Annotated in this window: 13 protein-coding genes; 2 read left to right on the top strand and 11 right to left on the bottom strand. The window is 73.5% G+C overall.

Features of this window, described 5'->3' with window-relative positions; genetic code table 11:
• Position 1: 1 nt before the first annotated feature.
• From ACZ6QO_RS17820 to cutA, 9 genes are all read right to left on the bottom strand, one after another.
• Entirely contained in the window at positions 2–448 is a 447-nt protein-coding gene (locus ACZ6QO_RS17820) for a pilus assembly protein TadG-related protein (RefSeq protein WP_465851866.1), read from the bottom strand.
• Positions 445–876, bottom strand: a complete 432-nt coding sequence (locus tag ACZ6QO_RS17815) for a TadE family protein (protein WP_465851864.1) — start codon at positions 874–876, stop codon at positions 445–447. The genes ACZ6QO_RS17820 and ACZ6QO_RS17815 overlap by 4 nt, the downstream gene beginning before the upstream one ends.
• A gap of 100 nt (positions 877–976) precedes the next feature.
• Positions 977–1,213 (bottom strand): hypothetical protein, encoded by a 237-nt coding sequence (locus tag ACZ6QO_RS17810; protein ID WP_465851862.1) that lies wholly within the window; start codon positions 1,211–1,213, stop codon positions 977–979.
• A complete protein-coding gene (locus tag ACZ6QO_RS17805; RefSeq protein ID WP_465851860.1) occupies positions 1,214–2,140 on the bottom strand; it encodes a type II secretion system F family protein in 927 nt (308 codons plus the stop codon).
• Positions 2,133–3,041: a type II secretion system F family protein gene (locus ACZ6QO_RS17800; RefSeq protein ID WP_465852023.1), complete on the bottom strand. Its 909-nt coding sequence runs from the start codon at positions 3,039–3,041 to the stop codon at positions 2,133–2,135. The genes ACZ6QO_RS17805 and ACZ6QO_RS17800 overlap by 8 nt, the downstream gene beginning before the upstream one ends.
• Complete coding sequence (locus ACZ6QO_RS17795; protein ID WP_465851859.1) at positions 3,041–4,348, bottom strand: CpaF family protein; 1,308 nt, start codon at positions 4,346–4,348, stop codon at positions 3,041–3,043. The genes ACZ6QO_RS17800 and ACZ6QO_RS17795 overlap by 1 nt, the downstream gene beginning before the upstream one ends.
• A complete protein-coding gene (locus ACZ6QO_RS17790) occupies positions 4,345–5,139 on the bottom strand; it encodes a hypothetical protein (RefSeq protein ID WP_465851858.1) in 795 nt (264 codons plus the stop codon). The genes ACZ6QO_RS17795 and ACZ6QO_RS17790 overlap by 4 nt, the downstream gene beginning before the upstream one ends.
• A gap of 1 nt (position 5,140) precedes the next feature.
• The gene (locus ACZ6QO_RS17785; protein ID WP_465851856.1) at positions 5,141–5,842 is read right to left on the bottom strand and encodes a hypothetical protein; all 702 of its coding nucleotides are present in this window, start codon (positions 5,840–5,842) and stop codon (positions 5,141–5,143) included.
• A gap of 368 nt (positions 5,843–6,210) precedes the next feature.
• Entirely contained in the window at positions 6,211–6,585 is a 375-nt protein-coding gene (gene cutA / locus ACZ6QO_RS17780; protein ID WP_465851854.1) for a divalent-cation tolerance protein CutA, read from the bottom strand.
• 495 nt (positions 6,586–7,080) lie between these two features.
• Between cutA and ACZ6QO_RS17775 the strand changes: the two genes are divergently transcribed.
• Positions 7,081–11,883 (top strand): FtsK/SpoIIIE domain-containing protein, encoded by a 4,803-nt coding sequence (locus ACZ6QO_RS17775; RefSeq protein WP_465851853.1) that lies wholly within the window; start codon positions 7,081–7,083, stop codon positions 11,881–11,883.
• A 149-nt stretch (positions 11,884–12,032) separates the two neighbouring features.
• Here ACZ6QO_RS17775 and ACZ6QO_RS17770 read toward each other — a convergent pair whose 3' ends face one another.
• Positions 12,033–12,488, bottom strand: coding sequence for a TadE/TadG family type IV pilus assembly protein (locus ACZ6QO_RS17770; protein WP_465851852.1), 456 nt, complete (start codon positions 12,486–12,488; stop codon positions 12,033–12,035).
• 34 nt (positions 12,489–12,522) lie between these two features.
• A complete protein-coding gene (locus ACZ6QO_RS17765) occupies positions 12,523–12,795 on the bottom strand; it encodes a WXG100 family type VII secretion target (RefSeq protein WP_465851851.1) in 273 nt (90 codons plus the stop codon).
• 230 nt (positions 12,796–13,025) lie between these two features.
• Between ACZ6QO_RS17765 and ACZ6QO_RS17760 the strand changes: the two genes are divergently transcribed.
• Positions 13,026–14,768, top strand: a complete 1,743-nt coding sequence (locus ACZ6QO_RS17760) for an acetyl/propionyl/methylcrotonyl-CoA carboxylase subunit alpha (RefSeq protein WP_465851849.1) — start codon at positions 13,026–13,028, stop codon at positions 14,766–14,768.
• The last annotated feature ends 15 nt before the right edge of the window (positions 14,769–14,783 follow it).

Below are 14,783 nucleotides of genomic sequence, written 5' to 3'. Positions count from 1 at the left end.
GCTATCCCTCCTGGTCGCCGGGGTCGGGGCCCGCGGTGGCGGTGCCGGACATGTCGGAACCGGCGAACCCGAACGCCGCGAGGAACATGGCGTCCCATCGGGCGCTCACCGCGACGGTCACCGCGGCCTGTCCGGCGGCGACCGCGCACCGCGTGAGCTTGATCTCGTCACCGTCGTGCGCGTCGACGATCTCGCGGGCGCGGCCGCAGACGGCGCGCTCGTCGCCGATCAGGCGGACCTGGCCGGTGCTGCGGAGGTTCTCGACGTCGATCTGGTCGGCGGCCGCCCGTGCCGCCTGCTCGGCGACGTCGGACGCCCGCAGCCGCGCGTTGATCGCCGCGCCGCCGTCCACCAGCAGCCCGGCCAGCAGGAAGACCACCACCGAGAAGATCACCACGAACACCGACATGGACCCGCGGTCTCCCGGTGCGCGGCGGGCCCGGGTCATTCCACCCTCCTGAACTGCTCCAGCGGCACCACCGAGTCGCCCTTCATCCGCCTGGCCGCGCCGAACCCGAGGAAGTCGAGCTTGAGCTCGCAGCTCACGCTCGCGCGCACGGTGCCGCCCTCGCGCCAGTCGGTGCCGGTGAGGCTGACCGCGGCGGCGCACTGCCCGTCCAGCGCCGACCGGGCGGCGTCGCGGGCCGCGCGCTCCGCCGCGGCCCGCGTGCGCTGGACGGACGCGGCGCGCGCGGCGTCCCTGGCCGCGCCGTTGACCTCGCCCTGCGCCTCGACGACGCGGCCCGCGCCGACCAGGAACATCAGGAACAGCAGGAAGACCGGGGCCAGCATCACCGTCTCGACCGCCATCGACCCCTGGTCGCGCCCGCGCCGGGACGGGCTCGCCGGTGCTTCGGTCACCACGTGCGGCCGCACCGGTTCGCGCCTCCCGCCGGCCCGCGTGACGGGACGCCGCGCGCGGTGACGGTCACGGTGGCGCCCTCGTCGATCGCTGGGCGCGCGGTCACGGCTTCGGTCACGGCTTTCCGCCGGTGCCGCCACCCCCGCCGCCGAAGTTGCTCTGGATCTCGGCCTGCTTCTGCGTGACCAGTGTCCTGATCAGCGTGGCCAGGCCGAGGGCCACGCCGGCGATGATGGCGGTGATGATCACCCATTCGACGGCGGAGGCGCCGCGGGAGGGAGCGGTCCTGGCGCGGTCGAGGCGCACGTGGAGTACGGCGATCAGATAGGTGAACCACGGTGGTGTGAACATCTACGACCCCAACATCTTCATCGCTGCCGGATAACTCAGGAAGATCACGAAGCCGGCGCAGAGCAGGAGCTGGGCGACCAGCATGGACTGTGAACGCTCCCCCGCCTGGCCCTCGACCTCGGCCAGCTCGCGCCGGCGCATGGTCGCGGCCCGCGCGGTGAGCGAGGCGCGGACCTTGGCGCCGTCGTCGGCGACCAGGCCGAGCGCCGCGGACAGGTCGCGCAGCTCGTCGACGTTGATCTCGTCGCCGAGGCGGCCGAGCGCCTGCCAGGGGGTGATGCCGATGATCCTGGCGTTGGCCAGCGCCTCACGGATGCGGGCCATCGCCCAGTTGCGCGAGTCGCCGCCCTCGCCGACCGACACCGCCATCAGCAGGGCCTCGGGCACGCCCCTGCCGCCGGCGAGGTTCATGGCGACCAGGTCGAGGAAGGCTCCGACGGCGTGCCGGAAGTCGCGGCGGCGCACGGCGGCGTCCCTGCGGATCTGCAGGTCGGGGAGGAAGAAGAAGACGACGGCCACGATCAGCGCCGCCCACAGCGGCACCTGGAGCGGGACGCCGAGCTCCATCAGGGCCAGCCAGCCGGCCAAGATCGGGAACGCGAGCAGACCGGACACCGCGAGCAGCATCTTGGTCGCCAGGTAGCCCTCGAAGGACCTGCCGAGCAGCGCGAGGTCGGCCCGGGTCGAGCGCACCTCCCAGCCCCGCGCCGCGTACAGCCGCGCGAGCCGCGCGCCGACCTCGCGGCGCAGGGCGCTGACCTCCTCGTCGGGGTTGACCAGGCGCAGCCGCGTCGCGTCGTCGAACTCGCGGGCCGAGTCGAGCGCGAGCAGGCGGGACACCAGCCCCGGCCTCGGCGGGAAGAGGGCCCTGATCAGCAGGAAGACTCCCAGGCCGAACAGGGCGCCCGCGAGCGTGTTCTCAACCATGGACGCTCACACCCCCTGCCACCGGTTCGCGCTCCAGCGGGGCGCCGGTCGCCGGCCCGAGGAGCCGGGCGGGCTTGTCGAACCTCGCGAGCCGCCGCATCCACGCGAAGCCCGCGCCGAACAGCCCGGCGACGATCACCAGGACGGCCTGGCCGAGCAGGGAGTCGTACTCGGCGACGTAGGACGGGTTGAAGATCACCAGGGCGGCCGCGAAGGCGACGGCCGTGCCGACGACGATCTGCACGCTGCGGCGCGTCGACCGGCGCTCGGCCTCGACGCGGCGGCGCATGTCCAGCTCTTCGCGCGCGGACACCGCGAGCGCGCCGAGCACCTCGCGCAGGCCGGGACCGCGCAGCTTGGCGTTGAGGATGAGCGCGGCGATCACCAGGTCGGCGGACGGGTCGTCCAGCTCGTCGGCGAACAGGCGCAGCGCGTCGGGCAGCGGCATCCGGGTGTGCAGGCGGTCGACCATCGCGCGCAGGTGGGGCCGCAGCGTGGGCGCCGCCGCCCTGATCGAGGAGGGGATCGCCTGCTCGAGGCCGGCCGCGCCCGCGATGGTGTCCCTGAGCGACTCGGTCCAGGCGGCGAGCCCTTCCAGGCGGCTCATGGCCGCCCGTTCCTCGGCGGCCCCGCCGGTCAGGCCGCGCCAGGCCAGCACGAGCAGGACGGCCCCGGCCGCCATGACGGGCCACCGCGTGACGACCAGCACCAGGCCGCCGGTGATGCCCGCGACGGCCGACCGCGTGGACAGCCGGCGCACCAGCTCGCGGCGCCTGGCCGACCGGTCGGGCGTCGCCGGCGCCGGGCGCAGCCCGTAGATGGCCAGGCCGAGCAGGAACAGGCCGCCGCCGACGGCCGCGCCCGCGAGGATCGTCAGTGGGTCGAACAGCCCGGCCGGCATCACGACCACGCTCCCATGGTGGGGTCGTAGCCGTGCTCGGCCAGGTCGTCGACGCAGGCGATCGGCGCGTGCGGGACGGCGTACCCGTCGGGCCCCGGGGCGAAGACCTCCGAGGACAGCACGCGCCCGTCGACGCCGGCGACCTCGCGGACGCTGGCGACGTACCGCCGCAGCCGGCCGCCCCGGTGGTAGTCGTTGCGCTTCTCGATGAAGATCACAAAGTCGATGGCGCCCGCGATCAGCATGTGCGTCGCCTCGATCGGCAGGCGCTCCTCGGCCTGGAGCGCGTAGGTGGAGATGCGGTTGAAGACCTCCATCGAGGAGTTGGCGTGGATGGTCGACAGCGACCCGTCGTTGCCCTGGGTCATGGCGTTCAGCATCGTGACGATCTCGTCGCCCAGGACCTCGCCGACGATCACCCGGCTCGGGTTCATGCGGAGCGAGCGCCGCACCAGCTCGGCCATCGTGATCTCGCCCTGCCCCTCGGAGTTCGGCAGGCGGTGCTCGAAGGCGACGACGTTGGGGTGCAGCTCGGGGAACTGGTCGAGCCCGAGCTCCAGCGCCCGCTCGACCGTGATCAGGCGCTCGTGCGGCGGGATCTCGTTGGCCAGCGCCCGCAGCAGCGTGGTCTTCCCCGCGTTCGTCGAACCGGCGATCATGATGTTCTTCCTGGCCGCGACGGCCGCCGACAGGAACCGCCCCAGTTCGGGGGTCAGCGTGCCGTTGCCGACCAGGTCGCTGAGGAAGACCTTGCCCAGGCGGGCGCGGCGGATCGACACCGCCGGCCGCACCGTGACGTCCATGACGGCCGACAGGCGGGAGCCGTCGGGAAGCCGCAGGTCGAGCTGGGGGTTGGCGGTGTCGAACGCGCGGCTGGACAGGCCGCTGTAGGCGGCGAGGATCTGGATCAGCTCGATGAGCTCCTCGTCGGAGTCGGCCACCGGGTCGTGCACGATCTCCTGGCCGTCGGCGTACCCGACGAACACCCGGTCGCAGCCGTTGACGTCGATGTTCTCGACCTCGGGGTCGTCCAGCAGCGGCTGGAGCCGGCCCACGCCGAACAGCGCGGCGTGGATGCCCGCCGCCAGGGCCTCCTCCTCATCGGCCGTCGGGGGCGTGCGCCCGGAGCCGATCTCGTTGCGGGCGTGCTCTTCGAGCACCTGGGAGATCAGCGCGCGCGCGAACTGGCGCTCGTCCTCGCCCGACATCGGGGTCAGGCCGCTCGCCTGGTCCAGCCGCCGCTGGTGCGCCAGCCGGTCGCCGACCTCCTGCCGGAACCGCTTGACCAGCGTGTGATCTATGCTCATCCGGCTCGGTCCCCCGATCTTGGACGGGGCAGGTCGGCGACGGGGTCGGCGGCGCGGACGGGGGCGACGCGGGCGGCGAGACGGCTTGCCAGCTCGCGGGCCGTGCGGATCAGCAGGGAGCGGTCCAGGCGCCCGCCCCACTGGCCCCTCAGCAGCTCGGCGCCCTTGGGGTCGTACGCCAGGCCGGCCACGAACGCGACGTCCCTGCTGGTGGCGGCGACGATGCGGCGTACCTCGTCGATGGAGGCGCGGTAGGAGCGGGGGTCTGCGATGACGACCACGCCGACCTGGCCGCCGATGAGCGCCAGCCGCTCGCGCAGGTGGGCCACGTGGTCGAGGCTCGGCCGGGTGAACAGCAGCGTGACCTCCGCCTCTGCGATGAGGTCGGCCATCTGCGGGTGGGCGCCGAGCCGGCCGCAGTCGGCCAGGACGTCGGCTCCGGGCAGCGCGGACAGGGCCCGGCCGAGCGGCCCCCACAGCCAGGTGAGCCCGGCGGCCTGCTCGCCGTGGGTGAGGCCGGTCAGCACGTCCAGCCCGCCGACGAGTTTCTGGGTGTGCTCGTGCACCTGCTCGGGGTGCAGGCCGCGGCGGGCGGTCGCGCCGAGGCTGAGCAGGCCGCGGGCGGGGTTGAGCACGCCGCCGTCCGCGCCGGGGAGGCGGTAGACCAGGTCGCCGCCGGAGGGGTCGCATTCGGCGAGCAGCACCGGCCGCGGCCAGACCGCGCCGAGCGCAGTCGCGGCGGTGGTGACCCCGGGCGCCCCCTTGTCGGCGGCGAGCGCGATGAGTGCCACCTCAGCCCGCTCCGGCGAGCTTGCCCAGGGCGATCTCGCCGCTCGACGAGTACATGGCGATCGTCGGGGACACCGTCGCGTCCACGATGATGGACACCAGGCCCGAGTTGCCGCCCTCGCCGTCGCCGACGCTCTCGACCAGCGCGCTCGGGGCGAGCACCTTGCCCTGCGCGGTGCCGCGGCCCGAGCCGGGGACGTACACCACCTGGACGTGGTCGCCGGCCCGCAGGCCGAGCGGCACCTGGCCCGCCTTGAGCGCGAGGCCCACGGTGACCTTGCCGGGGCCCACCTGCTCGCTGTCTCTGCTGGTCATCGGCTCGGTGAGCAGGGTGCCCGGCAGGAGGGTGACCCGGGCGAACGTCGTCGCGACCTCGTCGCGATGGACCCAGGAGACATATGGCACGCCGGTGTCGGCGATCTGGACCTCTTCCATCGCGTCGGCGGCGATCGGCTGGCCGGGACCGATCTGCCGGCTGATCTGGATGGCCGACACGCGGTCGCCGCTGCGCATGACCAGCAGCGTGGTGCCCAGTGCCCCGCCGAGGACCAGCAGCAGCGCCAGGGCGGCCAGGGCGGGTTTGCGCTCGCGGGGCGGCACGGGAAGCTTTCGGGAGGCCGGCCCGGACAGCGTGCCCGGCGACCCCGGACGCTCCGCGCTCAGGGACGCGCGGCCGTCGCGGTCGGATTTCTCGCTGATCCTCATGGGTGGGGGGCTCCCGAATCAGGGACCGGGCCGGCACCCTCACCATGCGCTGACACCGACCAGCGCGGGGCCGATCGAGATGAACCGCATGACCACGGTGCGGGACGGCATGGTCACGGATATGGAGGACGGGGGGTTGCTGGGTTATGTGCCGGAAATGTCATGCCATTGTGTGCAGCTTGCACCAAGTGCAGGGACAGAAACCGGACCCATGCTTATCCACTATGGATCGGCTGTCAACGGGAGCGTCAAGAATCGCAATGCCCCCGCGACCCCGATGGCGTCGATATTTCGGTTGATAATCACCTTTGTATCGCCGGTATCGAGAGTCACACTTACCACTCTGGTTTCCCCAACGGACCGGTATCTTAACCGCCCGTTGCCCGCCTTTCACCTTCCGGGCCCGGCGGGGTCTCCTCCTCAGCCGGCCGGGTCTCCTCGTCGATCCAGCGCAGGTAGGCCCCGAGACCGCCTTCGACGGGCAGGCAGATGATCTCCGGGGTCTCGTACGGATGCGCCCGCCGGATGTGCTCGGTCAGCTCACCGGAGCGCTCGCGGGTGGTCTTGACGAGCAGCAGGTACTCCTCGGCCGTCTCCACCCGGCCTTTCCACCGGTAGACGCTGATGACAGGCCCGACTATCTGCGCGCAGGCGGCGAGCCGGGCGCCGACCGCCGACGCGGCCAGCTCGCCGGCCTTGACACGGTCGTCGATCGCCACCTGTACCTGGACGTACTGCGACATGAAGGCTCCCTCACGCTTACCCGGACCATCTACCACAAGAGGATGTACACAGCGTTATCCACAGCGCCAGGCGGTTATCCCCCGGCCCGCCGCCGCCCGGATCATAACCAGATATCCGTTTTAAGACTGGAAATCACGCCACAAGGCCATCTAGTTATCCACAGGTTGAGTCGTTGTCCACAGGTTCACCCACAAGACCTGTGGGCAACTCGTGATGCAGAATCTCCTCGGCGCCGCGACTCGCGAGCATGGCGGGAAGCGGGTCACCCACGACGAGCACCGGCTTCACTACTACAGCGGCGGCGACAACCCGGCGAGCACCACGGCCGGGCGAGAAAGAGTCGGGCGGCGAGTGGTACGCCGCCGGCCTGACGGCGAGAAAGTGCGGAAGCAGCAAGACGGGCACCCGCGGGTCTGGTTGACGTAAACCTCCGGACCGGCGGAACTCCCGTCGCTACGTTGAGGCGCGGAAGCCGGACCCGGAGGAGACGTCGCATGCGGATCATGCTTACCGTGGTCTCAGAGCACGGCCACCGTGACGTCGTCGTCGACGGCGACGACGAGACCACGGTCGCCGGGCTCGCCACCGCGCTGGACGGTTCGCCCGCCGAGCGCCACGGCAACGTCGTGCGGCTGCCGCGGGCCCGCGCGCCGTACGGGCTGGGCGGCCAGGCCCGCCCGAGGGCGGTGCCCGAGGCGCCGTCGCTGTGGGTGGATGGCAGACGGCTGGCCCCGGACGCGCCGGTCACGGCCGCGCTGCGGGACGGCGACCTGGTCACGCTCGACCAGCGCGCCGCGGGGTCCACCCTCCTGGCCGAACCGGGCGGCGTGGTCGAGGTCAGGGTGGTGGGCGGTCCCGCCGCCGGGTCGGTGCACCGGCTGGGCCTCGGCGTCCACGTCATCGGATCCGACCCTTCCTGCGCCGTGCGCGTCGAGGACCACCACCTGGCGGCGGAGGCCGCGGAGGTGCGGGTCACCCCCGAGGAGGTCCTGGTCAGGCCGGTGTACACCTCCGGCGGCAAGGCCGCGTCCACGCGGTCGAGACGGGCGCGGCGCGCCGCCGGGAAGCGCGCGCGCGGCCGGGCGTCCCAGGGCAGGGGCGGCCCCGGCGCGGGTCCGGCGCGCGGCGCCGAGATCATCGGCGACCTGACGCGCGGCGCCGCGCACACCGTCCCGAGGCTCGCGGGCGAGCCGGTGGACGCGCCGCGGCCGTGGCCCGAGGGGGCGCCGCTCGCCTGCGGCAACTCCGTCCTGGTGCTGCGGGCCACCGAGCCGGCCGACGCGCACCTGGACGCCCTGCCGGACGGCGGCCTGGCCTACAACCGGCCCCCCCGCCTGCGCCCCGCCGAGCGGCGCCGCCGCTTCGAGGCGCCCGCAGAGCCCGGCCGCGGCGAAGGAGCGCGCCTGCAACTGCTGGCGGCCTGCCTGCCGGCCGTCCTCGGGCTCACGCTGGCGCTGGTCCTGCAGGTCTGGTTCTACCTACTGATCGCCCTCATGACCCCGATGATCATGATCGGCCAGTGGATCAGCGACCGCCGGCACGGCCGCAAGAAGCACCGGCAGGCCGTGAGGGCGTACAAGGAGCGCCTGGCCGCCTTCGAGACCGCCGTCGAGAAGGCCAGGGCCGTCAACGAGGTCGAGCGCCGCGCCGCCTCCCCCGACCCGGCCGAGCTGCTGCTCACCGCGACCGGCCCCCGCAGGAGGCTGTGGGAGCGCAGGAGCCACGACGCCGACGCGCTGCGCCTGCGCATCGGGCTGGCCGACCTGCCCGCCGAGATCGATTTCGTGCCCGAGCGCGGAGCGCCGCCCGACTTGCCGATGCCCGAGCCGCCGCTGTCGGGGGCCGTGCCGGTCTCCCTGGCCATGCGCCGCCTCGGCGTGGCCGGCGTCACCGGGGCGCGCGAGGTCGCGCTCGGGCTCACCCGGTCGCTGGCCGGCGCGGCCGTCACCCTGCACAGCCCCCGCGACCTCGCCGTGGTCGTGCTGTCCGCCAACGCCGACGGGGCCGCCCAGTGGGGCTGGACGCGCTGGCTGCCGCACTGCGCGCCCCGGGACGCCGACTGCGTCGCGCTGATCGGCGCCGACCCCGAGGCGGCGGCGCAGCGGGTCGCCGAGCTGGCCGCGCTGATCGCCGAACGCCTCGGCGACGACGACTCCCACGGCCCCGGTTCGCACGGCCTGGGCGCGCTGACCTCGGCCAAGGGGTGGGGACGGTCCTCCCTGACGGAGGAGGAACCGCTGTACGCGTCCTACGACGACCGTCCGTACGACGTGCTGGTGATCCTGGACGGCGCCCAGGTGCTGCGCACCCTGCCCGGCATGCCGCAGGTCCTGCGCCAGGGCCCGCGCGCCGGGGTGTACACGATCGCGATCGACGAGGACCAGCGGCTGCTGCCCGAGGAGTGCGCGACCGTCGTCGAGTGCGGCGCCGACGGCTTCGTCCGGCTGCGCGGCGGCGGGCTGGAGGCCATCGGCGAGATCCTCGCCGACCAGGTCTCCCCCTCCTGGTGCGACCGCCTCGCCCGCTCGCTGTCCCCGCTGCGCGACGTCAGCAGGGACGACTCGGCGGCCGTGCTGCCCGGCTCCGTCCGCCTGCTCGAACTGCTGGAACTGACTCCGTCCGGCCGGGCGATCGCGGCCCGGTGGCGGGCGGGCGGCCGCACGACCGAGGTGCCGATCGGCGTCGGGGCCGACGGGCCGTTCAGCGTCGACCTGCGCACCGACGGCCCGCACGCGCTCGTCGCGGGCACCACAGGAGCGGGCAAGTCGGAGCTGCTCCAGACGCTGATCTGCTCGCTGGCCGTGGCCAACCGCCCGGACGAGATGACCTTCGTGCTGATCGACTACAAGGGCGGCGCGGCGTTCAAGGAGTGCGTGCGCCTGCCGCACACGGTGGGCATGGTCAGCGACCTGGACGAGCATCTGACCCAGCGGGCGCTGGCCTCGCTGGCCGCCGAGATCCGCCGGCGCGAACGCCTGCTGCTCGCCGCGGGCGCCAAGGACATCGACGACTACCACGAACTCAGAGACCACCCCACCCACCCCCCGGCTCCGACGACACCAGGCGGGCCGGCGTCGGGCGGCCTCGCTCGGGAGACGGGCGGCGGCGGCGCGCCTGGCGTGTCCTCCACCGGCCTGCGGCCGCTTCCGCGCCTGCTGCTCATCATCGACGAGTTCGCGGCCATGGTGTCGGAGCTGCCGGACTTCATGGACGGCCTGGTCGACATCGCCCGGCGCGGCCGATCGCTGGGCATCCACCTCATCCTCGCCACGCAGCGGCCAGGTGGCGTGGTCACCGCCGACATCCAGGCCAACACCTCGCTGCGCATCGCGCTGCGCGTCACCGAGCCCTCCGAGTCGGCCGACGTCATCGCGGGCCCCGAGGCCGCGCACATCTCCAAGTCCACGCCCGGCCGGTGCTACGTGCGTTCCGGCGTCGGCGCGGCGCAGGCCGTGCAGACGGCCCGGGTCGGCGGCAGGGTGCCGCGGGCCGCGCGGCGCGGCGGCGCGCCCAAGGTCGTGGAGGTCGGCTGGCGCGATCTCGGGCATCCGCTCCGCTCCGCCCCGGAGGCCGGCCCGTCCGGCCGGCCGTCCGCCGCCGAGTCCGGGGCCGCGAGCGACCTCGCCGACCTGGTGGACGCCGTCGTCGACGCCACCCGGATGCTCGGCATCAAGGAGCAGCCCAGCCCGTGGCTGCCGCCGCTCCCCGACAAGGTCCTGCTCGAACCGCCCGCCCGCCGCGGCGGCGAGACCGGCGGCAACGGTGAGGAGGGTGAGGTGCCGCCGCTGCCGTTCGGCGTCACCGACCTGCCCTGGGTGCAGGACCGCAGGACGCTCGTGCTCGACCCCGCCCACGGCGGCCACCTGCTGATCGCCGGCACGGCCCGCACCGGGCGTTCCACGGCCCTGCGCACCCTCGCCGGCGCCATCGCGACGCACGCCTCCCCGCTCGACCTGCACCTGCACGCCATCGACTGCGGGTCGGGCTCGCTGCTGCCCCTGGTCGCGCTGCCGCACTGCGGCGCGGTGGTCACCCGCGACCAGCTCGACCGGGTCGAGCGCCTGCTCACGCGGCTGCGCGAGGAGGTCGGCCGCAGGCAGCAACTCCTCGCCGAGGCCGGGTACGCCTCCCTGGCCGAGGCCAGGGCCGCCGTCCGGCGCTCCGCGCACGCCGACCCCGCGCTGCGGATGCCGTGGCTGGTGCTGATGCTCGACCGGTGGGAGGGCTTCACCGCCGCCTTCGAGGGCTACGACTACGGGCGGCTGCTCGACTCGCTGATGCAGCTGCTCCGCGAGGGACCGGCCGTCGGACTGCGCGCCGTGGTCACCGCCGACCGGTCGGGCCTGCTCGGCCAGATCTCGACCCTGTTCGAGGACCGCCTGATCATGCGGCTGGCCGACCCGGCGGACTACGGCCTGGCCGGTCTGCCCCCGCGCGGCATCCCGTCCTTCCTGCCGCCCGGACGCGCGCTGTCGATCGGCGAGCAGGGCGTCGTCGAGAGCCAGATCGCCCTGTTGTGCGATGACGCGTCCACCCCGGCCCAGGTCGCGGCGCTGCAAGCCCTCGCGCGCACGTCCGCCGAGGGCTCGCCCGAGCCCGCCGCGCCGCTGCGGGTGGACGCGCTGCCCATGCGCGTCACCGCGGCGCAGGCGCTCGACCTCGCCCCCGGTTTCAAGCCGCCCTCGCCTCTGTGGGCGCTGCTCGGCGCGGGCGGCGACGCGCTGGCCCCGCTCGGCGTCGACCTGCTGGCGCAGGGGCCGGCCGCGGTGATCGCCGGACCCGCGCGGTCGGGGCGGTCGTCCGCGCTGCTCACGGCCGCGCGCTTCCTGCTCGCGCAGGACACGCCGGTCGCCGTGGTGGCCCCGCGGCGCAGCCCGCTGCGCGAACTGTCAGGGGAGGCCGGCGTGCTCGGCGTCATCACCAGCGACGCGCAGGACCTCGCCGCCATGATCGGCGAACGGGAGCGGTACGTGGTCGTCGTGGACGACGCCGAGCTGATCTCGCCCGACTCGCCGCTCGGGCAGGCGCTGGAGGAGACGCTGCGCAGCGGAAGGGACGGCGAGCACGCCCTGCTGATCGCCGGCACCACCGGGGACCTGGCGACCGCCTACCGGGGGTTCGTCGCCGAGGCGCGCAAGGCGCGGACGGGGCTGCTGCTGTCGGTGCAGAGCCCGGCGGACGGCGACCTGTTCAACGTCCGCCTGCCGCGCGGCGCCGTGGGCGGCCCTCCCGGCCGCGGCCTGCTGGTGACCTCCGGCACCCCCACCCCCATCCAGGCCGCACTGACCACACCCTGACCCCTGGAGCCCGTACCGAAGGCGCTCCCCCACGCCCTGTCCCTGGAGCTCGTACAGTGGCGCCGGCCGCACCCTGACGTAGTCCCGTCGCCGGGGCCCTTACCTGAGGGCGCCGGCCGCGGGTGACCCTTATGGGGCCCGTAGCGGGATCACTGGCAGCCGGTGTCGCCGTCGTCGGGGCGGAAGCACTCGATGGGCCCGCCGAACGTCGATGTGACCCTGAAGGTCATGCCGGGGAGCAGGGGGACCGCGGCGACGGCGTCGCCCTCGACGACCACGCCGCGCTGGTCGCCCTTCTGCCAGGCGCGTACCCGCACCCCTTGGAGCATCTTGGGCCCGACGGTGCGCACGATGGCGCGCGCGCGGGACTCGGCGGCCGCCTGCCAGCCGCTGGAGGAGGCGCCCGCGCCGCGGGCGACCCGCGCCCCCTCACGGGCCGCGGCGTCGGCCACCTGCCGGCCGTGGAAGACCAGCGCGAACTGCACGATGAGAAGGATCACCACGAGCACGACGGGCATGATGAGCGCCAGCTCGATGACGGAGGCGCCGCGGTCGTCCGCCCGCCTCCGCCCGACGTCGCGCTTCTGCGGCGCTTCTGCCGTCATGAGATGACCCGCGAGACGCTCGCGGGAGAACGCGCTAACGGGTCGCGGACTCGATGTTGCCCCGGTAGGTCGTGATGATGCGGGACGCCTCGGCCAGCTCCTCCGACATGCGCTGGAAGGCCTGGCGGTAGTTCTGCCAGGCGCCGCCGAACCGCACGGCCCCCGGGCCCATCCACGCGGTGCCCACCTTGGCCGCCTCGCGGTCGAGCGCCGCCATCGTCTGGCGCACCTGTTCGGCTTGCTGTGTGAACTGGGCTGCCATGTTCTGCATTTCCGCGGGGTCGCCGCCGAGCAAGCTCTGGCTCATGCCGGTCTCCTTCGGGATCGGTCGCACACAGTGGGTAGCCAAACGCCCCTACTTTAGACGTCCCACCCCTCAGGCGCACCGGTTATACCGAGCGATTATCGGCATCCGGCCGTGCGGACGATCTGGGGGTGCATACAAGTAAGCGGGGGGGTAGGGGCTTACGGCAGATCAAAGGCCGCTTACACTCCGTTGAAGGCGCGCAAGGCCTCTGGAGGAAAGGGACGACCTCGGTGCGGAAGGTCCTGATCGCCAATCGTGGCGAGATAGCTGTGCGGATTGCCCGGGCGTGCAAGGACGCGGGCCTCACCGGCGTCGCTGTTTACGCCGACCAAGACCTCGACGCGCTGCATGTGCGCATGACCGACGAGGCGTACTCGCTCGGCGGGCAGTCGCCCGCCGAGACCTACCTCGACATCGGCAAGCTGCTGCGCATCGCGGCCGAGTCCGGCGCCGACGCGGTCCACCCCGGCTACGGGTTCCTGGCCGAGAACGCCGAGTTCGCCCAGGCCGTGATCGACGCCGGTCTCACCTGGATCGGGCCGCCGCCCTCGGCGATCACCTCGCTCGGCGACAAGGTCGCGGCCCGGCACATCGCCCAGGCCGTCGGCGCCCCCCTCGTGGCCGGCACCTCCGACCCGGTGTCCGGAGTGGACGAGGTCATCGCCTTCGCCTCCGAGCACGGCCTGCCCATCGCGATCAAGGCGGCCTTCGGCGGCGGCGGACGCGGCCTGAAGGTCGCGCGCACGATGGAGGAGATCCCCGACCTGTACGAGTCGGCCGTGCGCGAGGCCGTCACGGCGTTCGGGCGCGGCGAGTGCTTCGTCGAGCGCTACCTCGACCGGCCCCGGCACGTCGAGACGCAGTGCCTGGCCGACCGGCACGGCAACGTCGTGGTGGTCTCCACCCGCGACTGCTCGCTGCAGCGGCGCCACCAGAAGCTCGTCGAGGAGGCCCCTGCCCCGTTCCTGTCCGTCGAGCAGCGCGAACTGCTGTACGCCTCCTCCAAGGCGATCTTGAAGGAGGCCGGCTACGTCGGCGCGGGCACCTGCGAGTTCCTGGTCGGCCAGGACGGCACGATCTCCTTCCTCGAGGTCAACACCCGGCTCCAGGTCGAGCACCCGGTCAGCGAGGAGGTCACCGGCCTCGACCTCGTGCGCGAGATGTTCCGCATCGCCGACGGCGAGCCGATCGGGTACGACGACCCCGAGGTTCGCGGCCACTCGATCGAGTTCCGCGTCAACGCCGAGGACGCCGGCCGCAACTTCCTGCCCGCCCCCGGCACGCTGACGGCGATGCGCGCCCCGGCGGGGCCGGGCGTGCGCCTGGACGCCGGGTACGAGACCGGCATGACGGTGCCGCAGTCGTTCGACTCGCTCATCGCCAAGCTGATCGTCACCGGCCGCACCCGCGAGGAGGCCCTGGCCCGCTCGCGGCGCGCCCTGGAGGAGTTCGTCGTCGACGGGATGCCCACCGTCCTGCCGTTCCATCGGGCCGTCGTGTCCGACCCGGCCTTCACCGGCGAGCCGTTCACCGTGCACACCCGGTGGATCGAGACCGAGTTCACCGGCGTCATCGAGCCCTACTCCGGTGAGACGGCGGCCGACGAGCCCGTCGAGCGCGAGCGCGTCGTCGTGGAGGTCGGCGGCAAGCGCCTGGAGGTCGTGCTGCCCGCCGCCGCGGCGATGGCGCGCCAGGCCACGCCCAAGAAGCCGTCCCGGCGGGCCGGCGGCAAGGGCGGCGGCGCGGCGACGACCGGAGACTCGCTGGTCAGCCCGATGCAGGGGACGATCGTGAAGGTGGCGGCCTCCGACGGCGACGTCGTGCAGGCCGGCGACACGATCGTGGTGCTGGAGGCCATGAAGATGGAGCAGCCGCTCACCGCCCACAAGGCCGGCACGATCACCGGTCTGGTGGCGACCGTCGGCCAGACGGTCACGGCGGGCGCGGCCATCTGCGAAATCAAGGACGCCTGAGCTGCGGCTCCCGGG

It is taken from the genome of Sphaerisporangium sp. NPDC049457 (assembly GCF_055586705.1).
This window is presented reverse-complemented; position numbering and strand designations above follow the sequence as displayed.